The sequence below is a fragment of the Arthrobacter sp. MP_M4 genome (genome assembly GCF_035984855.1).
In the GTDB taxonomy this organism is placed as follows: Bacteria; Actinomycetota; Actinomycetes; order Actinomycetales; family Micrococcaceae; genus Arthrobacter.
This window is the reverse complement of the sequence record NZ_JAXCHX010000001.1, coordinates 294,193-318,840: the sequence shown is the minus strand read 5'-3', so window position 1 is coordinate 318,840 and position 24,648 is coordinate 294,193. Positions and strand designations below refer to the sequence as shown.

32 protein-coding genes and 1 tRNA gene are annotated in these 24,648 nt (G+C 65.5%); 19 read left to right on the top strand and 14 right to left on the bottom strand.

The window, feature by feature from the left end; all coding sequences use genetic code 11:
* The first annotated feature begins 20 nt into the window (after positions 1 to 20).
* Entirely contained in the window at positions 21 to 1,001 is a 981-nt protein-coding gene (locus tag RCH15_RS01580) for a DNA-3-methyladenine glycosylase family protein (RefSeq protein ID WP_326957361.1), read from the top strand.
* Between the two features lie 18 nt (positions 1,002 to 1,019).
* Here RCH15_RS01580 and RCH15_RS01575 read toward each other — a convergent pair whose 3' ends face one another.
* On the bottom strand, positions 1,020 to 2,696 hold the full coding sequence (locus RCH15_RS01575; protein ID WP_326957359.1) for an AMP-binding protein: 1,677 nt from the start codon (positions 2,694 to 2,696) through the stop codon (positions 1,020 to 1,022).
* Positions 2,697 to 2,797: 101 nt separating this feature from the next.
* Here RCH15_RS01575 and RCH15_RS01570 point away from each other — a divergent pair, with 101 nt between their 5' ends.
* Positions 2,798 to 3,076, top strand: coding sequence for a putative quinol monooxygenase (locus RCH15_RS01570; RefSeq protein ID WP_326957357.1), 279 nt, complete (start codon positions 2,798 to 2,800; stop codon positions 3,074 to 3,076).
* A 27-nt stretch (positions 3,077 to 3,103) separates the two neighbouring features.
* On the opposite strand, the gene trxA is transcribed toward RCH15_RS01570, so the two are convergent.
* Both trxA and RCH15_RS01560 read right to left on the bottom strand, forming a co-directional pair.
* Positions 3,104 to 3,517, bottom strand: a complete 414-nt coding sequence (gene trxA, locus RCH15_RS01565) for a thioredoxin (RefSeq protein WP_326957355.1) — start codon at positions 3,515 to 3,517, stop codon at positions 3,104 to 3,106.
* 68 nt (positions 3,518 to 3,585) lie between these two features.
* Positions 3,586 to 4,131 (bottom strand): acyl-CoA thioesterase, encoded by a 546-nt coding sequence (locus tag RCH15_RS01560; protein WP_326957354.1) that lies wholly within the window; start codon positions 4,129 to 4,131, stop codon positions 3,586 to 3,588.
* 84 nt (positions 4,132 to 4,215) lie between these two features.
* Here RCH15_RS01560 and RCH15_RS01555 point away from each other — a divergent pair, with 84 nt between their 5' ends.
* Entirely contained in the window at positions 4,216 to 4,704 is a 489-nt protein-coding gene (locus tag RCH15_RS01555) for a GNAT family N-acetyltransferase (RefSeq protein WP_326957352.1), read from the top strand.
* A 58-nt stretch (positions 4,705 to 4,762) separates the two neighbouring features.
* On the opposite strand, the gene RCH15_RS01550 is transcribed toward RCH15_RS01555, so the two are convergent.
* The 4 genes from RCH15_RS01550 to RCH15_RS01535 form a co-directional block, all read right to left on the bottom strand.
* Positions 4,763 to 5,323 carry a GNAT family N-acetyltransferase gene (locus RCH15_RS01550; protein WP_326957350.1) on the bottom strand — a complete coding sequence of 187 codons (561 nt, stop codon included), beginning with the start codon at positions 5,321 to 5,323 and terminating at the stop codon, positions 4,763 to 4,765.
* The gene (locus RCH15_RS01545) at positions 5,310 to 6,038 is read right to left on the bottom strand and encodes an MgtC/SapB family protein (protein ID WP_326957348.1); all 729 of its coding nucleotides are present in this window, start codon (positions 6,036 to 6,038) and stop codon (positions 5,310 to 5,312) included. The genes RCH15_RS01550 and RCH15_RS01545 overlap by 14 nt, the downstream gene beginning before the upstream one ends.
* A 92-nt stretch (positions 6,039 to 6,130) precedes the next feature.
* A complete protein-coding gene (locus RCH15_RS01540; RefSeq protein ID WP_326957346.1) occupies positions 6,131 to 6,475 on the bottom strand; it encodes a hypothetical protein in 345 nt (114 codons plus the stop codon).
* A gap of 15 nt (positions 6,476 to 6,490) precedes the next feature.
* Entirely contained in the window at positions 6,491 to 7,279 is a 789-nt protein-coding gene (locus RCH15_RS01535; RefSeq protein ID WP_326957344.1) for a GAF and ANTAR domain-containing protein, read from the bottom strand.
* 178 nt (positions 7,280 to 7,457) lie between these two features.
* On the opposite strand from RCH15_RS01535, the gene RCH15_RS01530 reads away from it, so the two are divergent.
* The 3 genes from RCH15_RS01530 to RCH15_RS01520 are packed head-to-tail and all read left to right on the top strand — an operon-like array spanning position 7,458 to position 9,323.
* A complete protein-coding gene (locus RCH15_RS01530; protein ID WP_326957343.1) occupies positions 7,458 to 8,183 on the top strand; it encodes a GAF and ANTAR domain-containing protein in 726 nt (241 codons plus the stop codon).
* 52 nt (positions 8,184 to 8,235) lie between these two features.
* The gene (locus RCH15_RS01525; protein WP_326957341.1) at positions 8,236 to 8,862 is read left to right on the top strand and encodes an ANTAR domain-containing protein; all 627 of its coding nucleotides are present in this window, start codon (positions 8,236 to 8,238) and stop codon (positions 8,860 to 8,862) included.
* Positions 8,862 to 9,323: a DUF1810 domain-containing protein gene (locus RCH15_RS01520; protein WP_326957718.1), complete on the top strand. Its 462-nt coding sequence runs from the start codon at positions 8,862 to 8,864 to the stop codon at positions 9,321 to 9,323. Before RCH15_RS01525 ends, RCH15_RS01520 begins: the two co-directional genes overlap by 1 nt.
* 53 nt (positions 9,324 to 9,376) lie before the next feature.
* On the opposite strand, the gene RCH15_RS01515 is transcribed toward RCH15_RS01520, so the two are convergent.
* The 3 genes from RCH15_RS01515 to RCH15_RS01505 form a co-directional block, all read right to left on the bottom strand.
* Positions 9,377 to 10,531, bottom strand: coding sequence for an EAL domain-containing protein (locus RCH15_RS01515; protein ID WP_326957338.1), 1,155 nt, complete (start codon positions 10,529 to 10,531; stop codon positions 9,377 to 9,379).
* The gene (locus RCH15_RS01510; RefSeq protein WP_326957336.1) at positions 10,528 to 10,704 is read right to left on the bottom strand and encodes a DUF1059 domain-containing protein; all 177 of its coding nucleotides are present in this window, start codon (positions 10,702 to 10,704) and stop codon (positions 10,528 to 10,530) included. Before RCH15_RS01510 ends, RCH15_RS01515 begins: the two co-directional genes overlap by 4 nt.
* Positions 10,705 to 10,847: 143 nt before the next feature.
* Positions 10,848 to 11,444 (bottom strand): DinB family protein, encoded by a 597-nt coding sequence (locus tag RCH15_RS01505; RefSeq protein ID WP_326957334.1) that lies wholly within the window; start codon positions 11,442 to 11,444, stop codon positions 10,848 to 10,850.
* Positions 11,445 to 11,590: 146 nt separating this feature from the next.
* Between RCH15_RS01505 and RCH15_RS01500 the strand changes: the two genes are divergently transcribed.
* From RCH15_RS01500 to RCH15_RS01485, 4 genes are all read left to right on the top strand, one after another.
* Positions 11,591 to 11,776 (top strand): hypothetical protein, encoded by a 186-nt coding sequence (locus tag RCH15_RS01500; RefSeq protein WP_326957332.1) that lies wholly within the window; start codon positions 11,591 to 11,593, stop codon positions 11,774 to 11,776.
* Between the two features lie 132 nt (positions 11,777 to 11,908).
* The gene (locus tag RCH15_RS01495) at positions 11,909 to 12,175 is read left to right on the top strand and encodes a hypothetical protein (protein WP_326957330.1); all 267 of its coding nucleotides are present in this window, start codon (positions 11,909 to 11,911) and stop codon (positions 12,173 to 12,175) included.
* Between the two features lie 50 nt (positions 12,176 to 12,225).
* Complete coding sequence (locus RCH15_RS01490; protein WP_326957328.1) at positions 12,226 to 12,558, top strand: ArsR/SmtB family transcription factor; 333 nt, start codon at positions 12,226 to 12,228, stop codon at positions 12,556 to 12,558.
* 13 nt (positions 12,559 to 12,571) lie between these two features.
* On the top strand, positions 12,572 to 13,069 hold the full coding sequence (locus RCH15_RS01485) for an SRPBCC family protein (RefSeq protein WP_326957326.1): 498 nt from the start codon (positions 12,572 to 12,574) through the stop codon (positions 13,067 to 13,069).
* A gap of 92 nt (positions 13,070 to 13,161) precedes the next feature.
* On the opposite strand, the gene RCH15_RS01480 is transcribed toward RCH15_RS01485, so the two are convergent.
* Complete coding sequence (locus RCH15_RS01480; RefSeq protein ID WP_326957324.1) at positions 13,162 to 13,482, bottom strand: SHOCT domain-containing protein; 321 nt, start codon at positions 13,480 to 13,482, stop codon at positions 13,162 to 13,164.
* Positions 13,483 to 13,530: 48 nt separating this feature from the next.
* Positions 13,531 to 13,986: a DUF6325 family protein gene (locus RCH15_RS01475; protein ID WP_326957322.1), complete on the bottom strand. Its 456-nt coding sequence runs from the start codon at positions 13,984 to 13,986 to the stop codon at positions 13,531 to 13,533.
* 302 nt (positions 13,987 to 14,288) lie between these two features.
* Between RCH15_RS01475 and RCH15_RS01470 the strand changes: the two genes are divergently transcribed.
* From RCH15_RS01470 to RCH15_RS01450, 5 genes are all read left to right on the top strand, one after another.
* A complete protein-coding gene (locus tag RCH15_RS01470; RefSeq protein ID WP_326957320.1) occupies positions 14,289 to 15,602 on the top strand; it encodes a PP2C family protein-serine/threonine phosphatase in 1,314 nt (437 codons plus the stop codon).
* The gene (locus RCH15_RS01465; protein WP_326957318.1) at positions 15,599 to 17,596 is read left to right on the top strand and encodes a glycosyltransferase family 2 protein; all 1,998 of its coding nucleotides are present in this window, start codon (positions 15,599 to 15,601) and stop codon (positions 17,594 to 17,596) included. Before RCH15_RS01470 ends, RCH15_RS01465 begins: the two co-directional genes overlap by 4 nt.
* Positions 17,580 to 17,912, top strand: a complete 333-nt coding sequence (locus RCH15_RS01460; protein WP_326957316.1) for an STAS domain-containing protein — start codon at positions 17,580 to 17,582, stop codon at positions 17,910 to 17,912. The genes RCH15_RS01465 and RCH15_RS01460 overlap by 17 nt, the downstream gene beginning before the upstream one ends.
* Positions 17,905 to 18,333: an ATP-binding protein gene (locus RCH15_RS01455; RefSeq protein WP_326957314.1), complete on the top strand. Its 429-nt coding sequence runs from the start codon at positions 17,905 to 17,907 to the stop codon at positions 18,331 to 18,333. The genes RCH15_RS01460 and RCH15_RS01455 overlap by 8 nt, the downstream gene beginning before the upstream one ends.
* 161 nt (positions 18,334 to 18,494) lie before the next feature.
* The gene (locus RCH15_RS01450) at positions 18,495 to 19,715 is read left to right on the top strand and encodes a glycoside hydrolase family 26 protein (RefSeq protein ID WP_326957312.1); all 1,221 of its coding nucleotides are present in this window, start codon (positions 18,495 to 18,497) and stop codon (positions 19,713 to 19,715) included.
* 67 nt (positions 19,716 to 19,782) lie between these two features.
* Here RCH15_RS01450 and RCH15_RS01445 read toward each other — a convergent pair.
* Both RCH15_RS01445 and RCH15_RS01440 read right to left on the bottom strand, forming a co-directional pair.
* Positions 19,783 to 19,864 (bottom strand) — tRNA-Tyr (locus RCH15_RS01445).
* Positions 19,865 to 20,037: 173 nt separating this feature from the next.
* Positions 20,038 to 20,274 (bottom strand): hypothetical protein, encoded by a 237-nt coding sequence (locus RCH15_RS01440; RefSeq protein ID WP_326957310.1) that lies wholly within the window; start codon positions 20,272 to 20,274, stop codon positions 20,038 to 20,040.
* A gap of 199 nt (positions 20,275 to 20,473) precedes the next feature.
* Between RCH15_RS01440 and RCH15_RS01435 the strand changes: the two genes are divergently transcribed.
* The 4 genes from RCH15_RS01435 (at position 20,474) to efeB (ending at position 24,554) form a co-directional block, all read left to right on the top strand.
* On the top strand, positions 20,474 to 20,965 hold the full coding sequence (locus tag RCH15_RS01435; RefSeq protein WP_326957308.1) for a YajQ family cyclic di-GMP-binding protein: 492 nt from the start codon (positions 20,474 to 20,476) through the stop codon (positions 20,963 to 20,965).
* A gap of 223 nt (positions 20,966 to 21,188) precedes the next feature.
* Positions 21,189 to 22,043, top strand: coding sequence for an iron uptake transporter permease EfeU (gene efeU / locus RCH15_RS01430; protein WP_326957306.1), 855 nt, complete (start codon positions 21,189 to 21,191; stop codon positions 22,041 to 22,043).
* A gap of 55 nt (positions 22,044 to 22,098) precedes the next feature.
* Positions 22,099 to 23,286, top strand: a complete 1,188-nt coding sequence (efeO, locus tag RCH15_RS01425) for an iron uptake system protein EfeO (RefSeq protein ID WP_326957303.1) — start codon at positions 22,099 to 22,101, stop codon at positions 23,284 to 23,286.
* The gene (gene efeB / locus RCH15_RS01420; RefSeq protein ID WP_326957301.1) at positions 23,283 to 24,554 is read left to right on the top strand and encodes an iron uptake transporter deferrochelatase/peroxidase subunit; all 1,272 of its coding nucleotides are present in this window, start codon (positions 23,283 to 23,285) and stop codon (positions 24,552 to 24,554) included. The genes efeO and efeB overlap by 4 nt, the downstream gene beginning before the upstream one ends.
* The last annotated feature ends 94 nt before the right edge of the window (positions 24,555 to 24,648 follow it).

Below are 24,648 nucleotides of genomic sequence, written 5' to 3'. Positions count from 1 at the left end.
GTTCGTGGAATCATGGTCAGATGACCATCGCAGAGGTGCCCGCCGGCGTTGCCGCCGCGGCGGACGCCTCGCTGCGCTGGCACCCGGGCGCCCCTTTCGACCTGTCCCTGACCCTGGGTACGCTCCTGCGCGGGCACGGCGACCCGTCCATCCGCACAGCAGCGGACGGACTTTGGCTGGGATTCACGACGCCGGCGGGCCCGGCCACACTCCGCCTTACTGCCGCCGGGCCCCGGGCGGACCCGGCCATCGACGTCCAGGCCTGGGGGCCTGGAGCGTGCGCCGCCGCCGATTCCGTGCCCCGGATGCTGGGCCGCGACGACGACTGGTCAGGCTTCGACGAGCCTTCCTTCCACGCCACGCTTCCCCGGATGGTGGTCGAGGCACGCCGCCGGAACCACACTGTGCGGCTGCCCGCCACGGGCCGCATGCTCGATTCCCTCGTGCCGACCATTCTGGAGCAGAAGGTCGCCGTCATCGAAGCCCGGCGCGGCTACCGGTACCTGGTGTACCGCTTCGGAACGCCGGCACCCGGGGCCGGCACCGTCGCCCCCGGCAATCTGATGATCCAGCCCACAGCCGAGCAGTGGCTGCGCATCCCGTCCTGGGAGTGGCACCAGGCGGGGGTGGGCCCGCAGCGGTCGGCGACCATCATGCGGGCGCTGCGTTCCGCCGCCGCGCTGGAACGGCTCGCCGAAGTCCCGGCCGCGGAGGCGTCCGCGAAGCTGCAGACGTTGCCCGGCATCGGAGTGTGGACCGCCGCTGAGGTGGTCCAGCGCACCCATGGGTGCCCGGATTCCATCGCCGTAGGCGATTACCACCTCGCGGCCTATGTAGGCGCGGCACTCACGGGCCGCCGCACGGACGACGCCGGGATGCTCCGACTGCTGGCCCCGTGGGCCGGCCACCGCCAGCGCGTGGTCCGGATGATCGGCCTCAGCGGCTACCGGAAACCCACGTTCGGCCCGCGGATGACCATCCAGGACCACCGCGCCCACTAGCCCCACCACAACGCGGAATCAAAGCCCAAGCCGGGCCACTGCCTCCTGCCGCATGTCCACCTTGCGGATCTTGCCGGAGACGGTCATGGGAAAACTTTCGCGCACGTCCACATAGCGGGGAATTTTGTAGTGCGAGAGCTTGCCGCGGCAGTACTCGGCCAGGCTCGCGGCATCCAGCGGGGCCGCGCCGGTCTTCAGGATGATGCAGGCCATCAGTTCCTCACCGTACTTGGAGTCCGGCACCCCAATCACCTGCACGTCCTGGATGTCCGGGTGGGTGTAGAGGAATTCCTCGATCTCGCGGGGATAGACGTTCTCACCGCCGCGGATCACCATGTCCTTGATCCGGCCCTCGATCACGATGTAGCCGTCTTCGTCCATCCGGGCCAGGTCCCCGGTGTGCATCCAGTGCCCGGCGTCAATGGCCTCTGCGGTTTTGTCGGGCTGGTTCCAGTAACCCTTCATGACGGAGTAGCCGCGCGTGCACAGTTCGCCGATTTCCCCACGCTGCAGCACCTCGCCGGTCATCGGGTCCACGATCTGGTTCTCCAGGTGCGGCATGGTCCGGCCGACGGTCTGCGTCCGCTGGGCCATGGTGTCGACGCTGCGGGTCATGGTGGACACCGGCGAGGTCTCCGTCATCCCGTAACAAATGGCCACATCGCGCATGTTCATCTCCGAGATGACCCGGTTCATCACCTCGATCGGGCACAGCGAGCCCGCCATGACCCCGGTGCGCAGGGTGGACAGGTCGTAGGAGGAAAAATCCGGCAGGGCGAGTTCGGCGATGAACATGGTGGGCACGCCGTAGAGGGACGTCCCGCCGAAATCCTGCACCGCTTCCAGCGCCGCGGCGGGCGTGAAACCCCGGCCCGGAATGATGGTGGCGCAGCCGTGGCTCAGCGCGGCAAGGTTGCCGATCACCATGCCGAAGCAATGGTAAAACGGCACGGGAAGCACCACACGGTCGTGCTCGGTGTAGTCCAGCAGCTCACCGATGGAGTAGCCGTTGTTCAGGATGTTGTAGTGCGAGAGCGTGGCGCCCTTGGGAAAACCGGTGGTGCCCGAGGTGTACTGCAGGTTGATGGCGTCGTGGGGGTCCAGTTCGGCCATGCGCGCCTTCAACGCGGAGTGGGCGACGTCGTCGGCCCGTTTGAGCAGCTCCGCGAACGTCCGCTCCGCCGGCGTTTCCGGGACGCCGGCGGTGAGCGCCGGCAGGCCGGCGCCGGGCAGGAAAACGAGTTCGCGCAGGTCCGGACACTCGGCCAGCGCCTGCCGGGCCATGCCCGTGTAGTCGTTGTTACGGTCCGAAGGTGCCGCGACCAGCATCCGCATGCCGTTCTGCTTGACCACGAACTCCAGTTCATGGCTGCGGTACGCGGGATTGACGTTGACCAGAATCGCGCCCACCTTGGCCGTCGCGTACTGCAGGATGGTCCATTCTGCGCAGTTCGGGCTCCAGATGCCGATCCGCTCGCCCTTGGCTACGCCCAGGGCCAGCAGCGCCCGCGCCACCCTGTCGACGTCGTCATTGAGCTTGGTGTAGCTCCAGCGCCGCGCCTCTTCCCCCGGCACCGCCGCGGCCTCGATCAGGGCGTCCTGGTACGGGTACCTGGCCACGATCCGTTCGAAGTTATCGCCGATGGTTTCTCCGAGCAGCGGGACGTCAGTGTCCCCGGCTGTGTATGCAAGCATGCTGGAACGCTACCAATACTCGGCCGGCAAAAGAAGACTAAAGCTTGGATGTCCTACAAAATCGTCGGGACATGAAGCCGCGGGCCGGTAGGGTGAAAACCATGAGCGCACCTATCAATCTCCAGGCCACCTTCATCCCCAACGACGGCGAGTTCTTCCGTGTGAAGCTCGCGCTGGAGATCGCGATTGACGAGGTAGTCAACGAACCCGGCTGCATCCGCTATGAACTCACCGAGGCCAGCGAGGACAAACTGGTGCTGACCGAGCAGTGGGCGACCCAGGAGGACCTGGACAAGCACTCGAAAGGCACCGCGGTCCAGGACCTCAACGAATCACTCAGCGCGCTGCTGGCCGAGCCGGTCAAGCTCGTGAAGCTCTAAACCCCCAGAGCTGGTGAGCCCGGGCGCCTAGACCTCGGGGATCTGACTGCCGTCCTGCTTGTTAGTTGCAGCGGCGGCTTCGGCCTGGGACCTGGCCACGTGCGCGTGGACTTCCTCCATGTCCAACGCTTTGACGGCGTCGACAACCTGCTCGAGCTGCTGGGCGTTCAGGGCGCCCGGCTGGGAGAAGACCAGTACCTTCTCGCGGAAAGCCATCAGCGTGGGGATGGAAGTGATGCCCGCCTCAGCGGCGAGCTGCTGCTCGGCCTCGGTATCCACCTTGGTGAAGACGACGTCCTGGTGCTTCTCGGAAACTGCGGCGTAAGTGGGTCCGAACTGCTTGCACGGGCCACACCATTCAGCCCAGAAATCGACGAGGACAATGTCGTTGTCCTCGACAGTTGATGCGAACTGTTCACCTGTGATGTTTACGGTTGCCATGTGTCAACGGTACGCGAGCAGCCGGGGCTTGTCCCCTGCATTTCGCTGTTGGCATGTCCTGTGACGGCCTAGGCCCAGACGTGGGGGGCGGGCCGCCGCGCCCCGGGAAGGGCATTGGTTTCGCGCCATTCGTGGATCCAGGCGGGAAGATCCAGGTCCGCCGGCGGCGCTCCGAACTCGCGGATGATGTCCTCCTGGCTGACCGGCTTGCCTTTGCTGACCATACGGGTGGCAATGAAGGCCCGGGCGTAAATTTCCCCGTCAACCACCATGCGCTGCTCGAAGTAGATGGCCTTCTCATCGAGTCCGATAATTTTCGTTTCGATGGTGTACCGCTGCCACAATTGCAGCGAGCGGCGGAAGGCGATGGTTTCCCCGGCCGCCACGGGGCTCCATCCGCGGCGGCGCATGGCCTTCCAAGTTCCGCTGCGGGCCATCAGATCAAACCGGCCCAGGTCCATCAGCGAAAAGTACATCCCGTTATTGACGTGCATCGCGATGTCGATGTCGGTGGGGAGAACCCGTAGTGGCAATGACGCGGTATCCCAAATGCCCAATGCCGGGCGGCGGGAAGACGTAAAGAGCAGCAAGAGGGTGCGCAGGAGCAGGTGCATGGCCACCATGTTACCCGCGGGTAACAAAGCTGCCAAGGAGCGGGCCCGGGCCGTGCGCCCGTGCGCCCGTATTAGGCTGTGCGGATGGAAACGGACCTGACCGTCAGGGCGGCCGTGGCGGATGACGCCGCGGCCATTGCCCGGGTGCACCTCCAGGCCTGGCGCGAAACCTACGCCCACCTCCTGCCGGCCGCGGCCTTGGCGGCCCTGCGCCAGGGTCCGCGGGAAGCCAGATGGAGCCAAATCATCGCCACAGCCGCCTCGGACATCTGGGTGGCCTGCGCCGGGACTGACATCATCGGTTGGGCCAGCGCCGGGGCGGGACGCGACGATGACGCCCCGCGCCCCAGGGAGTTGAATGGAATTTACGTGCTGGCCAGTCATTACGGCTCGGGGGCAGGACAGGTGCTCCTGGACGCAGCGGTGGGTGACGGCGGCGCCTACCTCTGGATTGCGCACGACAACCCCCGCGCATTCGCCTTTTACCGGCGCAACGGCTTTGCCCTCGATGGGGCGACCGCCGAGCATGAGCTGGCCGGCACGCCGGTCCGGATCCAGCGAATGGTGCGCTGAACGGGGCACTACGCCCGACGTCGGCCGGCGTCGGCCCCGCCGTCCCAGGCCGGGAGGGTCACGCCAAAATGCGTTGGAAGAGGATATGGTCCTGCCAGGACCCGGCGATGTTGAGATAGGACCGCGCCACGCCGATCTCCGAAAAACCGGAGCGCCGGAGGACTTTCTGCGAAGCGCCATTGTGCAGAAGCGTCGCAGCCTGCAGCCGGTGCAGTCCCAGTTCGTTGCGCGCCGCGGCGACGGCGAATTCGACGGCCGCGGATCCGATGCCCCGGCCGGTGTAATCCTTGTCCACCCAGTACCCGAGGTGGGCACTGAGAAACGGCCCGCGGACGATTCCGCTGAGGGTCATCAGCCCCACAATCGCATCGCCGTCCGTCAGGACCCAAGGCACATCGGACCCCGCGATAAACAGGGCCAGCTTGGACTGCACGCTCATCATCTGACCATCGACGGTGTAGAACTCTTCTGCCCGCAGCGGCTCCCACGGCGCCAAGTGTTCCCGGTTGCGCCGATACGCGGCGCTCATGGCGTCCGCGTCGGACACCCGTAGTACCCGAACCCGGACGCTGCCGGCCAGGACCGGGCCGCTGGAGGGCGGAAGCTCAGGTTTCGTCATCGTCGTCGTCATCGTCCTCGCTTGAGTCGGTTCCCCGCACGGTCACGCTTGCGACGCCGTGCAAGTCCATAAGCGGGAGGACAAGGTTGCGCAGCGGATGGCGTCCGAAAAACCGCACCTCCATCGATACCATCGGATTCTGCTCGTCGCCGGTCCGCCGGGTGCGCAGGATGGAGGAGCTGAATCCCATGGTGGTGGCGATTTCAAGGATCTGCCGCAACACCCCCTGGCCGTCGGCGTAGTCGATGTGCATGACACGGTTCCTGTCCACGGACGGTATCCTGCGCACCGCGGGGGCAATGATGAACAAGGTGAAGAGATGGAAGATGGTCAGCACAACACCCAGGGACACCATGCCGGCTCCGCAGGCCATGCCCACCGCGGCGGATACCCAGATGGTGGCGGCCGTCGTGAGGCCCCGCACCACGTCCCGGCCCTTGAAGATGACGCCGGCGCCCAGGAAACCGATCCCGCTCACAATCTGGGCCGCAATGCGGGATGGATCCAGGACGGCTCCGGGCTCCCGCACGAACGCAAAGCCGTAAGCGGAGACCAACGTGAAGGCACACGAGCCGAGTCCCACCAGCACGTGCGTCCGGTAGCCCGCACTCTTTTGCCGGACTTGGCGCTCGATGCCGATCAGCGAACACAACACAAACGTCGCAAGCAGGAGTCCGGCTTCCACCAGGCTTGTATCGGTGAAGAATGCGAACATGCTGTCCCCTTCCTCAACCCTCGCAGCAGCGGACCGACCGAGGATCACGGTCCGGAATCACTGTCCCCGGTGCTGACTCTAGCAAGAGGAGGTCAGCGCTCTCCGGACTCCTTTTCCGGCCCCTCGCCGGCTTCGTCGCCGGCCCCATCATCGGGCGTTTGGTCGGGAGCTTCCTTGGTACTGTCGACACTGTAGGGTGCCCGGGGCGCCCCGGAATACAGCTCGTCCAGGCGCTCGTTCAAGGCGTGGGCGAGAATGTCCCGCTGGAGGGCCGGCAGGGCGATGGCCCCGTGAATGTATGCTTCGACCTCGAACTGTCCGGCATGGCCCCCCAGCGTAAAATATCTCAGCCAGAGCTCTTCTATGCTGACGTCCGCGTGCCGCAGCGAGTCGGCAAACCGCCGCCGTTGCTCGCTCTCTTCGCCGCCCAGGGCCATGCCGTCGTCCTGCGCTCAGTCTTCGAAGGCCTTGGCCGCAGCCGTCAGTTCGGCCGCGACCACGGCCAGGGGCTTGCCCGTCTGCCGCGAGATCATCATCAGTTCCCGGAGTGCCACTTCATCGTTGGTGCCGTTCCGGGCCATCAGCAGGCCTTTGGCCATGCTGATGGCGTCCCTCTGCGCCAAGGAATCCTGCAGGCGGTCACTCAGTGTCCGGGCAGCCTCGCGGGCGAGGGAGTGGATCACGAAGAGTGTCGCCTGTTGAGCGAAGAGTTCGGCCAGCCGGACCGTGCCATTGCCGGCGAGGCGTCCGCCGTCCGAGTACACCTTCACGGCCCCCAGCGCCAGCCCCCCGGACACCAGGGGGCAACTCACCGAGGACGAAATGCCAAGCGCCGCCGCCGCGGGCGCCCAACGCGACCAGCGCTGGTCCGAAGCCAGATGTTCCACCAGGACCGTCTCTCCGCTCGCCCACGCCGTGACACAGGGGCCTTCCTCCAGTTCGTACTGGAGCCCGTCAGCGGCGGCCACCACAGCGTCGGACGCTGCCGCCGTCACGGGCTGCCCCGAGCGGTCCATAAGGGTTACTCCGGCGCCGATCGCACCGGGGATCGCCGCCGTCGCAGCGTCCGTAATGAGCCGGAGGGCCTGGGCCACCGTTTCTTCGGTCAGCAGCAGCTTCGAGGCCCGGGCGAACACAGCGGTGATCTCGTCGGCCAGCGGCAGTTCCACGCTCATGTCCACCTCGGAAGTCCAGTACCAGCACAATGCCAGCCGGCGCACATCGCCGCAGGATCCAAGCATACGGCGGCCTGGCGGGGCGCCTGTATTCACCGGCCCCGGCACAGCGTACTGTCGCTAGTAGTGACTGCTGGCTCCAACCGGGTCAAGGTGCGCTATTTGGGTTGCGGGCGACCAAGAGTCCCCAGCCGCTGAGCCTTCGTGTCACACATGCCTGGGCGTTCGTAGGATTGAGGCCGGCATGGTTTCCGGTACCGGCACATCTCCAACACCCGAGCAACTGCAGGACCTCCACTTGGAGAGTCCGGGCTTCGCTGAGTTCCTCCTTGGGCTGACCACGCTGTCGGCGACGCGGCTCGGCGGCCCCGAGCCCATGCTGTGCGCCATCACGGTGGAGCGGGACGGCACTCCCGCCACCGTGGCCAGCAGCAGCGAGGACGCGAAACTGCTGGATGAGAAGCAGTACGCGTTCGACGACGGTCCGTGCCTCACTGCCCTCCGGCAGGGCATCACTGTGCTGGTTCCCGACGTTGCGGATACCGTCCGGTGGGAACACTACGGCACGACAGTCTCCGGCGAGGGCATCGTTTCGGTCCTGGCCGTACCGATCGCTACGGACCCAGGGGCGGGCGCGGCACTGAATTGTTACGCACGCTCGAAGGGCGTCTTTGACCCCGCCACAGTGGCAGCGGTGGAGCGCCATGCCGCGTCGATCTCGCGGATCCTGCGGCTGGCCTCCAGGGTCCACCCACCGGAAATCTACCCCGAGCATCTCCGCTCCGCATTGAAGTCCCGGGCTATCGTTGACGCCGCCGTCGCCCTGATCATGATCCAGAACCGGTGCAGCAGGGAACGGGCCATGGAGCTGCTGCACGAGGCGGCCAGGGCAACGGACACCAAGCTCCATTCCATAGCCGCCGACATTACGCTGGGGGCCTCCCTACCGCCAGCCGATGCCCCGCAATAGGATGGAAGAAGCTGCCGCCTTGTCAGTAGGCGGCGGGAATTTGGGGGCAGGCATGCAGGATGACCACGCCGTATCATCAGCATGGCAGAAGGTGGGTACCAGCAGCACGCTGCTGGATCTAGTGTTGGAAAGCACCGACGCCGGCTCCGGGGTGCAAGACTTTCTCGCCGGGCTGGCCAGCCTCGCGGCCGAGGAATTGTCCCGGCCTGGCCGCGCAGTGACGTGCGGAATTACCGTCACCCGGCAAAAGCAGCCGTCCCTGGCCTCGGGGAGCACCGGAGCAGGATCCGCCAGCATCCTCCAAGTCCTTGTGGTGCTCGACGGCGGGGATTCCGCCGTCGTCCGCCTCTTCTCGGTCCGTTCCGCGGCCTTTGCCCCGGATGATGTGGCGCAGGCCCGGCAGCTCTTCGCGGACGCTTCCCCGGCACTTCGTCTGGCCTTGAAATTCTCCCGGCTCAGGACATCCCTGGACGACATCGCCGCCGCCATGCAATCCAGGACCACCATCGATTTGGCCATTGGAGCCATCATGGCCCAAAACCGCTGCACCCGGGAGGCCGCCTTCAAGATTCTGCGGAACACCTCCAACAACCGGAACCGGAAGATCCGCGACGTCGCGGCCGCTGTCGTGGCATCCATCGCCGGCGATACCGACATCACGGCTCGGTTCGAGGCGTGATGTCCCGCGAAACCGGGGAAGATCCGGCGGGGGATCCCTACAGGCTGGATCGGTTCGTGACCGCGCAGAATTCGGGCGGAACCTACCGGCGCGCCCTCGAGGAGCTCCGGGGCGGGTCGAAACGCACCCACTGGATGTGGTTTGTGTTCCCGCAGATCGCAGGGCTGGGCCAGAGCGCTACGGCCAGGAAATATGCCGTAGCGTCGCTGGATGAGGCCAAGGCGTACCTGCAGCATCCGGTGCTGGGTCCCCGGCTGCTCGAATGCGCCCGGGCGGTGGAGGGTGTTAGGGGGCGTACTGCGGAACAGATCTTCGGCGGCATCGATGAGCGGAAGCTGCACTCGTCGATGACTCTCTTTCTGCGGGCGGACGCCGGCGAGCGCGTGTTCCAGGAGGTCCTGGCAGAATACTTCGGCGGGCGCCCTGATGCGGCCACGGACCGGCTCCTTGGTGCCGCCTAGGGCGTTCCGCTGTTTCGCCCGTCGTACCGGCCTTCCGCCGGGGACAGACAGGACTACTCCCCCGGTGCCGCCAGGGCGGTGATCATCCGTTCCATGCGTGCGACGCCGGCATAGCGCCCGGCGTTGTCCGTCACCAACAGGGGCTCGAACCGGCTGGAAGAGGTCCGCGTCATGGACCGGGCGAGTGCCTCGTTCAGCGGCGTGTCAAGGTTCACGCGCATCCCCTGACTCACCATTCCCAGCCCGGCAGCTGCAGGGTTCAGCACCGAAATCGGCCGGAGGTGATCCCCGATCAGAACCACCAACTGAAGATCCGGGTTCTCCGCGAAGACGTCCGCGGCGAGCGCGGCAGTGGTGGCAGTCGTGGCGGATTCGAGGACATCGCGAACCACCCCCTTGTGAGTCACCGGCGGCTTCGAGGCGAGGCGGTGCGCCAGGTCCAGGTCGATGCCCGACCAGTCCGGGGCCGGCCTGGCAAGGCAATAGCCTTGCACCAGGGGCACCCCCAGGGACACCAGGGTGTCCAGTTCCTCCAGCCGTTCCACTCCCTCGGCCAGGATCCATGCGTCGACCCGGCCTGCGAAGGTTCCCAGCATCTCAATCAGGGCGCGCTTCGCTTCATCGCGGTCGACGTCCTGGATCAATTCGCGGTCAATCTTGATCAGCGAAGGACGCAGTGCCAGAAGGTGCCGCAACCCCGCATAGCCAGCGCCGGCGTCGTCGACGGCGATCAGCGCACCGGCCGCGCGCAACTGGTTCAGGTCCGGCTCCAGCCCCACGTAGGAATCGATGGGCGTCTGTTCGGTGAGCTCGACGACAAGGCCGCCGAGGTTCCCCTGGTCCCGCCAGACGCTTCGGATTTCCTCAGTGGTCAGCAGTTCGGGAGAGACGTTGAGGGTCAGGAAGCAGTTCGGTGGCAGGGTGGAGCGGGCCCCGAGCGCAGCCCGCAGCGCCGCGGATTCCAGCTGCGCGGATTTCCCGTGGGCACGGGCGGCCGAGAACCACACCTCGGGGTTCTTTTCGGTGAAGCCCGGGAAACGGGCGAGCGCTTCGTACCCCACCACGGTCCCGCGCGACGTATCAACAATCGGCTGATATGCGGCGGCCAGCCCGTCTCCGCGGCAGGCGGCTGCCAGCAGTTCTTCCCAGTCCGGCCCAGGCGCGGCACCGTCACCGGAAGACGGGCCGCCTGCCGCGGGACTGCTCAACTCACCGGAACGATTGCTCGGTGGATCGACTGGACGGTTTCATCCGGCAGGTTCACCAGGCCGTGCGAGGATGCGGCATGCGCGGCAACGTTGACGAGGATTTCGTCCTCGGTGCTGCAGACCCATCGGGCTTCACAACCGGGTACTACGTCTCCACAGGCAAACGATTTCACTAAGGCTCCTTTGATTCGACGGTGAACGGCACCACACTACTGCCTGGCTGGCGAGGACACGGCGTTATTCAGCTGTCCGCTCTCCGGCGCTTAGGTTGACCACTTCTGCGTGGCGGATGCCGCCGGACGTTGGCAGGGCAGCGCTACGGGCGCTTTTCCGCGGCGGCAGCAGCAGCGCGGGCTGCCGCCTCAATACTCGCGCAGTGGAGGGCCCACTCCCCTGGCGTCCGGTGCGAGAGGTTGGGGTCACCGGCACTTTGACCGGCAGCCCCGTCGATCAGCTCACGCAGGATATCGGCGTGTCCGAGGTGATGGGCGGTTTCAACGCACATGTGCACCAGTATCTGCTGCAGGGTCACCTGCCGGCGCTCCGCATTCCACCATGGCACTTCTCCGACCGCGTCCAGCGGCAGCGCCTCGATCGTGGCATCGCTGTGCTCGGCGGCGAGCCGGTGGAGGTTGATGATCTGTTGCCGGGTCTGGTTTGCGGGCACCCACAGGTCGGCGTCCGGCTCGGCGTCTTCAGCAAGCCACGGCAGTTCCACACCACTTGGCCGGCCGAAGACCTTGCCGAAGTAGCCGAGCTCCACGCTGGCAACGTGCTTGACCAGGCCCAGAAGGTTGGTCCCCGTTGGTGTGATCGGCCTGCGGGCGTCGTATTCGCTCAGTCCGTCGAGTTTTCCGAGCAGGTTGGCGCGCCGTGTCCGCAGGTAGCTGTGCAGGACCGCTTTGTCATCCATGACGGGAACTCTATCGAAGAGCTCCCGGGATTCCTCATCGCCGCCAGGGGGACCTGCGCCGCCGCCGCCCTCAAAATAAGCGGGGTATCGACGCCGGGAAGGATGCGGAGGAGGATTAACGGGCGGTCACGAAAAGGAGGTGTGTGATGTGCTATTCGTACAACAAGGATGTCCGGCAGGACGTCAAAAAGGACGATTCGAAGGACAGGGAGGCGCGCCAGCAACCCCGGGCGGCGGCCCCTGACTTCAAGTTCTGGGCCTTCCCCCGCCGCGGCAAGAAGCCCGCGGCCGAGGACCCGGCAGCCTCAGTCCGGACCCGGGAAAAGGTGTAGCACCGAAGGTCGTCGGAAGGCTCCTCACGCAAGGGGCCTTCCGCCGTGATCCGGGAGCGCCGGCCGACGACGCACAACGGACCGGCAAAGGTGCGGGAGACTGGAATCCCCGGATCACGAAGGTAGGACTCATTGATTAATCTTCAGCAGGACGCCGAAGGCTTCATCCGCATGAACAGGCACTACCCCGGCAGCACCGTCATCACCGTCACCTTCCACGATGGCTCGTCGGAGGAGTTTTCGGGTCAGCAACTCAACGCCGTCTATGACGAGGCTTTGGCGGCGTTCCGGGCCGGAAACCACCTGGATGCCAAAGGATTCTCCCGGGCGCCGAAAAAGACGGTCCAGCCCGCGAACAAGATCGAGTTCGTTGCGGTGCGCCCCGGGATGAACAGGTAGGCGGGCCCTTCCATTGACATAGCAGAGCCAGCTGGCTATTCTACAACCAAATGGTTGTAGATAAGCTTTCGGAGGCCGGCCTTGACCGCCTGTTCCACGCGTTTGCCGATGCTACCCGGCGGGACATCGTTACGCGGGTGACGGCCGGCGAATCGTCAGTGTCGAGGCTCGCGGAGCACTACGCCATGAGTTTTGCCGCCGTACAGAAGCACGTGGCGGTATTGGAGCGCGCCTCCCTCGTCACGAAGGAAAAGCGCGGACGGGAGCAGATCGTGCGGGCCCACCACGGGGGCCTTCAGAGGGCTCGGCGGCTGCTCGATGAGTACGAGGCCATCTGGCGGCAGCGGGCCGACCGGATCGCGGAAATTCTCGCAGAGGAATAGGGAGAGTGTCGTCATGACAGTTGTCAGTTCACAGAAGAACGCCGAAGCCCTGAGCATTACCGTCGTCGCCGAGTTCGACGCCGCCGTCGAACGGGTATGGCAGGTCTGGGAAGACCCTCGCCAGCTGGAGCGCTGGTGGGGCCCTCCCACCTGGCCCGCGACGTTCGAAAGCCACGATTTTGCTTCCGGAGGCAGCGCCAGTTATTACATGACCGGGCCCGACGGCGAGAAGAGCCGTGGTTGGTGGCGGTTCACGGCAATCGAGCCGCCGCACCGCCTTGAGTTCGATGATGGTTTTGCCGACGACAACGGCGATCCGGTCCCCGACATGGGCACGAGTCACGCCGTGATGAGGCTTGAGGCGGTGGACCACCGCACCCGCATGACCATCGTTTCGACCTTTGATTCCGTGGATGCACTGGAAAAGGTTCTCGCCATGGGGATGGAGGAGGGAATGAGGCAGGCCCTCGGCCAAATCGACGCCATCCTCGCCGGTTCGACGGTCAACTGACCCCGCCCGGGCCGACGGACCCGCAAAAACGCCCCCGTCTTGCTTCGCCGGCAGGACGGGGGTGTATTGCGGGTCAGGGCTTAACGACGGCCCTAACCGCCGAGGATCTTCGCTTTTTGGGTCGAGAACTCCTCTTCCGTAAGGATCCCTTGCGCCTTCAGGGCTCCGAGTTCCTTGAGCTGCGCGATGGCCTCGTTCGAGATTCCGCCGGTGGCAGGCGGGGGCGGAGCCGGTTGCGGTTGCGGGGCCGCCTCCTGATACACAGCCTGCTGCTGCCCCGTCTGCGCCTGGTACGCCTGCTGCTGCTTGGCGGCGATCTCGGCGTCCCTGTCAGCGAACCGCGACGCCTGCCGGCGCTGGACGCGGCCGCTGACCGCTGATGCTGTCCCGGCAACCACTGCGGTCCGTGCCATACCCCTTAGCAGACCCATAATCTCGTTCCTTCCATCCTGTCTTACCGGTCAGGAGACGGGCGGCGCAGCGTCCAGGGCTTCAAGCGCTGCCATCACGTCCGGCGCAGGGATCCGCACGCTCGCGACGAGCTCGCCGCCACCGTCCCGGACGGCAGCCACAAAAGGTGCCGCCCAGATGTTCTCGTAGACAATCAGTGCGGCCAGGTTTCCCGGCAGAATCGCGGCCGCCGCTTCCGCGATTTCCTCTTCACCGAGAAGGCCCGAATGCGCGCCGTCGAAGAATGCGAACGCTTCCGCGGGACCGCCCGGGTCGCTGAGTTCAAGTACCTCGACCGTGCCCGCCTCGTTCTTCGCGACAATGAGGAGATCGAACAGCCGGATAACGCCTTGATCAACGAGCCGCACCAGTTCGTCTCCTGCCCGTCCCGTCAGCCCTTTCATAGGGAACTCGAGGAGCACAAAGTCGACGGGCCCGTGGGCCTCTGTCTCCGGAGTGGTTGTCACGGGCTTCTCCGTTCTGATGTGGGCGCGGCCTCGAGGTGGCCCTGCGAATGACATCTGTCGGCCGCCGCTGCCCGCGCCGGGATGATGCGACCGCTTCGGATGGGCGCGAGGTCTCTTGATGAGGTCCAGTGGTGTGCCACGCGGACCCTATAACCACTACAGCGCCTACAGGAGGCAGCCGCATCATCCCTTTCGGGTGAGGCGCGGATCCGGACCGGCGAGCGGAGCAAGCGCGGGCTAAGAAAAAGGATCGGTAGGATTCATGGAGACAAGAACTGGGAATTCTGGACAAGGGGGGGTCGGTGGCAGTAACTGCAACGCATGAAACCGTTGGGACCGTGACGGAAGACCAGCCATGGCTGCGGCACCAAATTGCCATCATCGGGACCGGCGTGGACGAGCTGTCGCCCCTGCGCAAACAGCTGCCATTCCTGCTGTTCTTTGCCGTGGCTGCAGCCATGAGCAGTGCAATCCCGACCCTTACGGTCAGCGACTGGGCGGCGCTGGCGGCCGGAGCCGCTCTGACGGTGGCGGCCACCGGATTCGCGGCAGTGGCATCCAAACCCGGCCTGGCACGCTATGCCGTCCTTGCGCCCTCCCTGGATTTCCTGGCGGCCGGAGCCTTACGGCATGGCACGGGGGAAAGCCACTCCATCTACGCATCGATTGTTTTGTTGCCGGTGCTCTGGTTCGCCGCGATGCAGGGACGCCGCCATGTGGTGTATGCGGCGGTGGGCGCCACGGTCGCCATCATGATCCCGTTCGCTCTTGGGTCGAGTATCGATGCGAACCCCAACGAGCTCTTCCGCGGGCTGTACAGCACCATGATTTTCGTCCTGGGCGCGCTCGTGGTGAACGAATTGGCGCAGCGGGCGCGACGCCGGCTCCACACCGCGCGCGAGCAAGCGGCCACAGCAACGGCCGAGCTCAGCCGGGCCGCAGAAATCCAGCGCTTCCTGCTCCCAAAAAACGCCGCTCCCCTCTCTGGCTACCAGACGGCCGGCGCCTGCATTCCCTCCACCGCCGTAGGAGGGGACTTCTTCGACTGGTACCTCATTGAAGGCGGGCTCGGGTTCACCCTTGGCGACGTTATGGGCAAGGGAGCCGGCGCAGGAATGATCGCCGCCACGACACGGGCTGTCATCCGCAGTGCCCGAAACAGCAGCGACCCCGCGACGGCCCTGACCCTGATGCAGGACTGCCTGGCCACCGATCTGAGCCAGGCGGGATCGTTTGCCACGCTCTTCCATGCCCGCCTCAGGGCCTCTGATGGCCGGATCTTGTTCTCGGACGCCGGCCACGGCCTGACGCTGGTGGTCCGCGCGGCAGGAACGTGGGAACGGCTCGCCTCGGACAACTTTCCGGTCGGCCTGCTCCCCGACACCCGCTGGGAATCCAAGGAAACATGGCTTCACCCCGGGGACATGATCGTCAGCTTCAGTGACGGTGTCCTGGATCTTTACGACGGGACCCTCGCCGCGGTTGACGAAATCGGGAAGCTGGCCGTCTCCGCAGGATCTGCCGAAGAACTTGTCGACGCGGTGCGCCAGCTGTCATTGGGAACTTCGAACCCCGACGACGTCACAGTCCTTGCCGTCCGCCGGGAAACTGTGTGAGGCCCTTTTGGATCCGCCTTGTCGTTGCACTGACGGTGCTGACCGGGGTGAACTACATTGGTTGGCGCTGGCTGGCCTCGCTGAACTGGGACGCATGGTGGATCGCCGTCCCGCTCGTCCTCGCCGAAACGTACAGCTTGATTGATGTGCTGCTCTTCGGGATGACCGTCTGGCGGCTCAAGACCCGCCCAGCACCGCCCCCGGCGCCGCACGACTCCACCGTCGACGTCTTCATCACTACCTACGACGAGCCCCTGGACTTGGTGATGACCACGGCGCTGGCGGCCAAGGAGATCCGGCATCCGCACAGCACGTGGATCCTCGACGACGGCAACCGGCCGGAACTCCGCGACCTTGCCGCCGCACACGGTCTGGGGTACGTGACCCGCGGTGCTGCCTGGAGCGGGATGCCCCGCCACGCCAAAGCCGGGAACCTGAACAACGCACTGATGCTCACTGCAGGTGAATTCCTGCTCATCCTGGATGCGGACCAGGTCCCCGACCGGGACTTTCTGGAAAAAACGCTGGGCTACTTCAACAACCGCCGCGTCGCCCTCGTCCAGACACCGCAGTACTTCAGCAACGTCCCCGCGTCCGATCCCCTGGGCAGCCAGGCACCGTTGTTCTACGGTCCCATCCAGCAGGGCAAAGACGGCTGGAATGCTGCTTTCTTCTGCGGCTCCAACGCCGTCCTCCGGCGGGAGGCTCTGATGCAGCTGGGCCTTGTTGGCTACGTAAAAGAGACCGAAAAGAGCGTCCGGCGTGCCCTCAACGCATCCGAGGCGGCGATCCGCAAGGCGCGGAAGGCCGCCTCCAGCGAGTCTTTCCTCTTGCAGAAGGCACTGGACGAAGTCGAAGCCGCAACCCAGGACGCCCGCCGCCGGCTCGACGACGGTGAGTCGCTCAGCGAGATCACCTACCGGGCGAGACGGCGGGTGGACCGCGCTGTCGAGTCATTGGTCCTCGCTGATGTGTCCGCCCTGCAAGCCGATCTGGAGGAGATCGCAGCGATGTCTCCGGTCGAGGTCGGAGAATCGGGTGTCCCGGTAGTGACCGATGACGCCGTGCAACGGATGTCGGCCAGGGACTGGTCCCCCCTTGGTGCCATCGAGTCTGTCCAGGCGGTGCTGGACGCGTTATCGGTGGAGCGCACTGACGAGGCTCAGCCGGTCATGCCGCTGGCCACCATCTCAGTGACGGAGGACATGGCCACGGCCATGCGGCTCCACGGGCTGGGATGGCAAAGCGTGTACCACCATGAGGTTCTTACCTACGGGCTTGCCCCCGAAGACATCGGCACCATGATGACCCAGCGGCTCCGCTGGGCCCAGGGCACCATGCAGGTATTCTTGCGTGAGAACCCGCTGGTCCAACGGGGACTCAAGTTCGGCCAGCGGCTGATGTACTTCGCGACCATGTGGACGTACCTCAGCGGGTTCGCCGCCCTTGTCTACTTCGCCGCACCAATCGTCTACCTGCTGTTCGGGACGCTGCCCGTTACCAGCCTCAGCGCGGACTTCTTTATAAGATTCCTACCGTTCATGGCGGTGAACCAGCTCCTCTTCGCCATCGTCGGGAAGGGCATCCCCACGTGGCGCGGGCAGCAGTACAGCCTCGCCTTGTTTCCAACCTGGATCAAGGCGTGCACGACGGCGGCCCGGAACGTCTGGCTAGGACATCCCCTCGGGTTCGCCGTCACCCCCAAGAATCGTCAGTCCGGCGGCCCGCGATGGAGCCTGATCCGGCCCCAGATTGCTGTATCCGTCCTGCTGGTCAGCGCGGCGGTTGTTGGGATTGGGCGGCTTGCTGCCGGACTGTCCGAGCCGATTGGCACCCTCGTCAACGTAGTGTGGGTGATGTTTGATCTGGTCATCATGAGCATCCTGGTCAGGGCAGTCCTGTACCGCGGGTACGCTGCCAGCGATCCCGGCGGCGAGACCGACAGCACCCCAGAGTCATCCAGAGAAAGGGCCCTCCGTGGACCTGAGCTATGAAGTGAAAGACAGCTACGCCGAGATAAGGGCCGCGGGCCGGCTCAACATGGTCTCGGCGCCGAAACTGCGGGAACTGGTTGCGGAAGTTGTTGCTGCAGGTTCCTCCCGAATTGTGATCAACCTGCAGGAGACGGCCTTCATGGACTCTTCAGGTCTCGGGGCGCTCATCGGATGTTTAAAGGCCGCGCGGCAAGCCGGCGGCGACCTTCGGATCGCCGCAGTCCAACCGCAGGTCCAGATGGTCCTTGGCCTGACCAGCATGGACAAGGTCCTGACGTCGTACTCCTCCGCCACCGAAGCTTTCGGCAATGACTGACGTTCTCGCGCGGCGGACGCTGCGGCAGGCGGCCCGTCCGGAGGTCATCGATACCGTGCACGCGGAACTGGACGGCCTGTGGAATGACGCGTCGTTTGTCCCGGACGTGGACCGGATGACGTTCGCCACGGCTGTTATCGAGGCTGCCAGCAACGTGGTGCAGCATGCCGTTCCCGAGTCCGAGGACCCGGTGGAACTTGGTGTCGACATCAGCGTCACACCCGTCAGGCTAGAGGCCCGGGTCAGCGCCTTCGGCGCGGCCTATCCCGACCCGATGGATACGGACGCGGCGATGCCCGGCGGCGAAGCTGAATCCGGGCGCGGGCTCGCACTCATCCGAGCCCTAGTCACCACCGTGACATTTCGGCGGCAGGAGGGAACGAACACCTGGATTCTGTCAACGTCCCCGCTGCATGACTGAGCAGAAGCTGGGGCAATCCTCGGGATCTCCTGCCCCTCCTTATCTCCGCCAGGACGCCCGAACGCCCGGGGCATAGCGGATACTGAAAGCCACGGCTTCCGGTGGGGGCCGGCTGCCGCCACAACGCCCCGCCGCGCCCGGCGTCCGGCCGAGGAGTCCCCATGAAGCCGAGAAGAATTGTTTCCTGCGTCCTGGCACTGGTGGTCCTGTGCCTGTCACTGGTAGCCGCACCGGCGCAGGCCGCCAGCGCTTCCATCAGCCTCAGTCCGGCCCAGGGCCCCGCGGGAACCACCGTCACCGTGACCGGTACCGGTTTTCCGAAAAAGAGCTCCGGAACCGTAAACGCCGGAGCCGGGCCCGCCATTTTCCAGGTGAGCGCCTCCGGTTTCTTCACGGCCGCCGTCGTCATCCCCCAAACAACCCAACCGGCCGTTAACATCACCGCCACGGCCGGGACAGTCACTGCGTCAGCGGCCTTTAAGGTTGTTGCCCCGGCTGCGAACCCCGTGCCGCCGGCCATCAGCAGTTCCCCGTTGCGTTTCGGTGTTGGCACACCGGGAGGGCCGCTGGCATCTGCTGAACTGGACGAGGCTGCGGCCCTCGCCGGGGAGGCGCCGTCCGTTGTCCTGTCCTACAAAGATTTCGAGCAGACCCCGCCTGTGGCGGAGTTGGAGGCCACTCGCAGCCGGGGTGCGACAACGCTGCTGACGTGGGAGCCCTGGACGTGGGGCGGCGGAACCGCACAGCCCGCATACGCGTTGGACCGCGTTACCGCCGGTGATTTCGATCCCTACCTGACGCGGTGGGGCGCTGCGCTGGCGTCCTGGGGGCATCCGGTGATGCTGCGCTTCGGGCACGAAATGAACGGCAACTGGTACCCGTGGTCCGAGGGCCTTAACAGCAACGGACCCGGCGACTATGCCGCAGCGTGGCGGCACGTTCACGACGTCGTGGCTGCAACCGGCGCCACCAACATCACCTGGGTCTGGAATCCCAATGTCCCCTACTGGGGCTCAACGCCGCTGGACGGCCTCTACCCCGGCCCCGGGTATGTGGACGCGGTGGCACTCGACGGCTACAACTGGGGCACTTCGGCGGTGGGGACCAGCTGGATTTCGCCGACAGACCTGTTTGCGCCCGGACTCGCCGAACTCAGGCGGCTGGCCCCCGGCAAACAGGTGCTCATCGCGGAGACTTCGTCAGCGGAACAAGGCGGATCCAAAGCGGGCTGGAACACGGCGCTGATCAGCTATCTCGCTGGGCAGGCCGACGTCACGGCAGTGGTCTGGTTCAACTTCAACAAGGAAACAGACTGGCGGATCAATAGCAGCACCAGTTCCGCCACTGCGCTGGCCGCTGCCTTGGCTGCCCGCCGCCCATAGGCAGCGGCCGCGAGGCCAAGGCAAAGAAAAAGCCTCCGGAACCTGGGTTCCGGAGGCTTTTCAAGGGTGGCAGATGAGGGATTCGAACCCCCGTAGGCGTTGCCAGCTGATTTACAGTCAGCCCCCTTTGGCCGCTCGGGTAATCTGCCGAACTTCAAAAGAAGATCACACGCGGCCTCCGTGTTCAGAACGCCTGTTTCCAGGACGTTCCGCTTCCAGTAACCGCGGGCAAGACAACTTTACAGAACTTCCGCCGAAGAATCGAATCGGCGCCCGGCAGCTGGAAAAACCCGGCTGTCAGCCCTCCGGTCTCCCCTCACACTCAGGACTCACCGAGGATGCGATCGGCGAGTTTTGATTCGAACTTCGCGGCCTGCTCCTGCGTGATCTGGTTCAGCTGCACCGCCCGGGCAAGGTCTTCGTGCACGCCATCCAGCCGGGATGAGGCATCCGCGGCCGGGCTGAAGATGATCGATGCCGCGAGTGTTGCGGCCGCTGCGATGCCGCCGGCCGCTGTCGCGGTGGAGCGGATGACGTACCGGACGGCCTGGTTTGGCATGAGCTGCACCTTTCGAGTGGATCTTCCAGCCCGTGCAACTTTGCCGCCCTTAGCTTCATACCCGCCCTGACTCAGCTATGAGCGGACTGTGAATCGGGCAGCGCTCCACCAGCCTTCACATCGCAGGCATCCGTACTAGGCTTGATTGCAGACACCACAGCCCCTTCCCGGGCACCCCCCAACCATCAGGAGGACAGTCATGGCAGGCGAATCTACATTCGACGTCGTCAGCAAAGTCGACAAGCAGGAGGTTGCCAACGCGCTGAACCAGGCGCAGAAGGAACTGGTCCAGCGCTACGACTTCAAGGGCGTCGGCGCGGAGGTCGACTTCAGCGGCGAGAAGATCCTCATGAAGGCCAACTCCGAAGAACGTGTGCTTGCGGTCCTGGACGTGCTGCAATCCAAGCTCATCCGCCGCGGCATTTCCCTGAAATCCCTCGATACGGGCGAGCCGTACCCCTCCGGCAAGGAGTTCCGGCTGGAGTCCACTATTAAGGAGGGCATCGCCCAGGACCTCGCGAAGAAAATCAACAAGCTCATCCGCGACGAAGGTCCCAAATCGGTGAAGTCGCAAATCCAGGGCGACGAGCTCCGGGTGACATCCAAGTCCCGCGACGACCTGCAGGAAACCATGAACCTGCTGAAGGGCTTCGACGAGGCCGACCTGCAGTTCGTGAACTTCCGCAGCTAGCAGTCCATCGCGGCGCAGACTGGCGCACGCGCAGAAAAAGGGTTGTCGCTACTGGTGTTCCGGTAGCGACAACCCTTTTTCGCATCACCGGGCCACTTACGCGCCATGGAAAGGTGGACCGCCGGACAATTAGGTCACGTACTTTTTTCGTAATTCGGGGAGTAAGGGTTACCTTTGTTCTTAGGCAACCCTTAGTTAGTTACTTTTACCCGAAAGCATCACTATGAGCGCGAACTTCCTGATCGGCCTTCGAGAGGGCCTTGAAGCCGCCATGATCGTGGTCCTGCTGCTGGCCTACCTGGCGCGGACCGGACGGAGGCACCTTGTTCCCCGCATCTGGGCCGGCGTCGGCCTGGCGGTGGCGGTCTCCATCGGTTTCGGTGCCCTCCTGACCTTCGGCCCGCGTGGGCTCACCTTCCAGGCTCAAGAGGCGATTGGGGGCAGCCTGTCCATTGCCGCCGTCGCCCTCGTCACCTGGATGGTCTTCTGGATGGCCCGCACGTCGCGCACCCTCGGCTCCGATCTCCGCGGCAGGATCGACAAGGTTGCCGACGGCGCCGCCTGGGGCCTCGTCGCCGCCGCTGCCCTGGCCGTGGGCCGGGAAGGACTGGAAACGGCCCTCTTTCTCTGGGCCGCGGCCCAGTCGGCCGGGCAGTCGTCCTCACCACTGCTCGGAGCCATCCTCGGCCTGGCCGCGGCCACCGGGCTCGGCTACCTGCTCCACCGAGGCGCCCTGCGGGTCAATCTGGCCAAGTTCTTCACGTGGACCGGGGCAGCGCTCATCGTGGTGGCCGGCGGTGTCCTGGCGTACGGCATCCATGACCTTCAGGAGGCCGGCCTGCTCCCGGGCCTGCAGTCCCTTGCCTTTGACGTCACGGCGGCGGTGCCGCCGTCGTCCTGGTACGGCACCCTGCTGAAGGGAACGCTTAACTTCTCCCCCGCCACCACCTGGCTTGAGGCCAGCGCTTGGGTCCTCTATGTGGTGCCGGTGGTGGCGCTCTACCTTTACTCATACCGCCGCAGCCTCCGCCGGCCCCCGGGCGAAACCGCCGTCCCGTCAGTCTCCGCCGCGGCCTGACACCCCAGTCCGCGCCTCTCCGCCCGCACCCCCGCCCGCACCCCGAAGGATTCCCATGACTGCACTCCGCACTTCCCCGCGCCGTTTTCCAGCCCGGCTCGGAATCGCCGCCACCGCGGCGCTGCTACCCCTTACGCTCGCCGCCTGCACGGATAACGCAGCGCCCGCTGCCTCCACGGACGCCGCGGCGATCACTGTTTCCAGCACCAACGGTGCGTGCGCGGTCTCCGCCACGGAGGCTCCAAGTGGCAACTTGACCTTCGCCATCAAGAACGACGGCGACCGGGTCACCGAGTTCTACCTCCTCGCCGAGGACGGGCTTCGGATCCTGGCCGAAGTCGAGAACATCGGTCCTGGCATCACCCGCAACCTGGTGGCCACAGTGCCCGCCGGAAAGTACCTCACTGCCTGCAAGCCGGGGATGGAAGGGGACGGCCTCCGTGCCGCGTTCACGGTCACCGGTTCGAACCAGTCCGTCCCGGTCGACGACGACGTGCAGAAACTCACTGACACTGCCGCTGCCCAGTACACCGCCTACGTCAAAGACCAGACCGAGCAATTGCTGGCCGGAACCCGTTCTTTCGCCGAGGCGTTCGCTGCCGGGGAGTCCACGTCCGCCCGCGGGCTGTATGCCTCCACGCGCATGCATTGGGAACGGATCGAACCCGTGGCCGAATCCTTCGGCGACCTGGATCCCAGACTTGACCTGCGCGAGGCTGATCTGGAACCCGGGGAATCCTGGACCGGCTGGCACCGCGCCGAGAAGGATCTCTTCGCCCCGGCAGGCTACACGGCAATGACCAGCGCGGAACGCGCCGCCCTGTCCACTCAACTCGTCGCGGACACTGAGGACCTCTACCGGCGAACGCGCACCCTCACGCTGACGGCCGACAAACTCGGCAACGGAGCCAAGGAACTCCTCGACGAGGTAGCCACCGGCAAAGTGACCGGGGAGGAAGAGATCTGGTCGCATACGGATCTTTGGGACTTCCAGGCGAACGTTGACGGCGCCCGGATCGCCTTTGAGAACCTTAGTCCCGTTCTTGAGAAGAAAGATCCTGCGCTGGCCGTGGAGCTGAAGACCAAGTTTTCCGCCCTGCAGACCGAACTCACGACCCATGCCCGAGGGGAGGGATTCGCCCTCTACAACGAGCTGACCCCGGAACAGGTCCGGAAGCTCGCAGCCCTGGTGGACACTCTGGGCGAACCCCTGTCCCGGCTGACTGCAGCAGTCGTCCTGTGAGTACCGTATCCCGCCGCGGCATCCTGTCCCTTGCCGGAGCCGGCGGCATCGGGGCTGCGGCGGGTCTTGCCGCCGGAATCTTCGGCTCGGACGCAGCCGCGGGTCACGCCGAGGTGCCGCCGGCCGACACGGTGCCCTTCTACGGCGAGCGCCAGGCCGGCATCACGACCCCGGCCCAGGACAGGCTCCACATGGCCGCCTTCGATGTGCTGACCGAAGACCGCGCCGAGCTCATTGCCCTGCTGAAGGACTGGACCGAGGCCGCCGCGGCCCTGACGGCCGGCAGGGAAGCCGGAGCCACCGGCGCCGTGAACGGGCCCTATGACGCTCCTCCGGAGGACACCGGGGAAGCGATGGGCCTCGCCGCCGGGCGGCTGACGCTGACCTTCGGTTTCGGTGCCTCCCTCTTCGAGAAGGGTGGCAGTGTCCGCTTCGGGCTGGAGGGCCGCCGGCCCGCGGCCCTCATCGACCTGCCGCATTTCCCCGCCGACCAGCTCCAGGAGCAACGGACCGGCGGGGACCTCGTAGTCCAGGCCTGCTCGGACGATCCCCAGGTGGCCGTCCACGCCATCCGCAATTTGGCGCGCATTGCCTTTGGGAAGGCTCAGGTGCGCTGGTCCCAGCTCGGCTTTGGGCGCACAGCCTCAACCTCGCGCGCCCAGCAGACGCCACGGAACCTGTTTGGCTTTAAGGACGGCACTAACAACGTGAAGTCCGAGGACGCCGGGCTCCTGAACGACCACGTGTGGGTGCCCGCCGGGGCGCGTGTGCCGGAAGCCTGGATGGAGGGCGGCAGCTACCTGGTGGCCCGCCGCATCCGGATGCACATTGAGATCTGGGACCGGACCTCGCTGCGGGAGCAGGAAGGCCTCATCGGCAGGACCAAGTCCGAGGGCGCCCCATTATCCGGCGGGACCGAGTTCACCGCCCCGGACTTTACTGCCAAGGGCCGGGCCGGCGAACCACTGATCGATGCGAGTTCCCATGTGCGGCTGGCGCATCCTTCGCACAACAACGGGGTGCACATGCTGCGCCGCGGCTACAACTACACGGACGGCTCAGATGGACTGGGGCATCTGGATGCCGGGCTCTTCTTTATTGCTTTCGTCCGGGATCCGCGCACCCACTATGTGCCAATGCAACTGGCCATGGCCCGGCAGGACACCCTGGCCGTGGAATATCTGGAACACACAGGTTCCGGCCTGTTTGCCGTCCCCCCGGGTGTGCGGCCCGGCGGCTTCGTGGGCGAGCGACTCTTCGCCAGTTGAGGCGCCGGCGACGGGCTGTGGGCTCAAACCGACAAGGGCCGGCGGCATCAGCTGGTGCGCCGTGGCAGAGAGCTCCCGGGCGATCTGGAAAAGT

Excerpts from the sequence above, each read along its gene's own strand:
- RCH15_RS01580 (WP_326957361.1), top strand. The coding sequence starts at position 21 with ATGACCATCGCAGAGGTGCCCGCCGGCGTTGCCGCCGCGGCGGACGCC.
- RCH15_RS01575 (WP_326957359.1), bottom strand. The coding sequence starts at position 2,696 with ATGCTTGCATACACAGCCGGGGACACTGACGTCCCGCTGCTCGGAGAA.
- RCH15_RS01570 (WP_326957357.1), top strand. The coding sequence starts at position 2,798 with ATGAGCGCACCTATCAATCTCCAGGCCACCTTCATCCCCAACGACGGC.
- trxA (WP_326957355.1), bottom strand. The coding sequence starts at position 3,517 with ATGGCAACCGTAAACATCACAGGTGAACAGTTCGCATCAACTGTCGAG.
- RCH15_RS01560 (WP_326957354.1), bottom strand. The coding sequence starts at position 4,131 with ATGCACCTGCTCCTGCGCACCCTCTTGCTGCTCTTTACGTCTTCCCGC.
- RCH15_RS01555 (WP_326957352.1), top strand. The coding sequence starts at position 4,216 with ATGGAAACGGACCTGACCGTCAGGGCGGCCGTGGCGGATGACGCCGCG.
- RCH15_RS01550 (WP_326957350.1), bottom strand. The coding sequence starts at position 5,323 with ATGACGAAACCTGAGCTTCCGCCCTCCAGCGGCCCGGTCCTGGCCGGC.
- RCH15_RS01545 (WP_326957348.1), bottom strand. The coding sequence starts at position 6,038 with ATGTTCGCATTCTTCACCGATACAAGCCTGGTGGAAGCCGGACTCCTG.
- RCH15_RS01540 (WP_326957346.1), bottom strand. The coding sequence starts at position 6,475 with ATGGCCCTGGGCGGCGAAGAGAGCGAGCAACGGCGGCGGTTTGCCGAC.
- RCH15_RS01535 (WP_326957344.1), bottom strand. The coding sequence starts at position 7,279 with ATGCTTGGATCCTGCGGCGATGTGCGCCGGCTGGCATTGTGCTGGTAC.
- RCH15_RS01530 (WP_326957343.1), top strand. The coding sequence starts at position 7,458 with ATGGTTTCCGGTACCGGCACATCTCCAACACCCGAGCAACTGCAGGAC.
- RCH15_RS01525 (WP_326957341.1), top strand. The coding sequence starts at position 8,236 with ATGCAGGATGACCACGCCGTATCATCAGCATGGCAGAAGGTGGGTACC.
- RCH15_RS01520 (WP_326957718.1), top strand. The coding sequence starts at position 8,862 with ATGTCCCGCGAAACCGGGGAAGATCCGGCGGGGGATCCCTACAGGCTG.
- RCH15_RS01505 (WP_326957334.1), bottom strand. The coding sequence starts at position 11,444 with ATGGATGACAAAGCGGTCCTGCACAGCTACCTGCGGACACGGCGCGCC.
- RCH15_RS01500 (WP_326957332.1), top strand. The coding sequence starts at position 11,591 with ATGTGCTATTCGTACAACAAGGATGTCCGGCAGGACGTCAAAAAGGAC.
- RCH15_RS01490 (WP_326957328.1), top strand. The coding sequence starts at position 12,226 with ATGGTTGTAGATAAGCTTTCGGAGGCCGGCCTTGACCGCCTGTTCCAC.
- RCH15_RS01485 (WP_326957326.1), top strand. The coding sequence starts at position 12,572 with ATGACAGTTGTCAGTTCACAGAAGAACGCCGAAGCCCTGAGCATTACC.
- RCH15_RS01480 (WP_326957324.1), bottom strand. The coding sequence starts at position 13,482 with ATGGCACGGACCGCAGTGGTTGCCGGGACAGCATCAGCGGTCAGCGGC.
- RCH15_RS01455 (WP_326957314.1), top strand. The coding sequence starts at position 17,905 with ATGACTGACGTTCTCGCGCGGCGGACGCTGCGGCAGGCGGCCCGTCCG.
- RCH15_RS01450 (WP_326957312.1), top strand. The coding sequence starts at position 18,495 with ATGAAGCCGAGAAGAATTGTTTCCTGCGTCCTGGCACTGGTGGTCCTG.
- RCH15_RS01440 (WP_326957310.1), bottom strand. The coding sequence starts at position 20,274 with ATGCCAAACCAGGCCGTCCGGTACGTCATCCGCTCCACCGCGACAGCG.
- RCH15_RS01435 (WP_326957308.1), top strand. The coding sequence starts at position 20,474 with ATGGCAGGCGAATCTACATTCGACGTCGTCAGCAAAGTCGACAAGCAG.
- efeU (WP_326957306.1), top strand. The coding sequence starts at position 21,189 with ATGAGCGCGAACTTCCTGATCGGCCTTCGAGAGGGCCTTGAAGCCGCC.
- efeO (WP_326957303.1), top strand. The coding sequence starts at position 22,099 with ATGACTGCACTCCGCACTTCCCCGCGCCGTTTTCCAGCCCGGCTCGGA.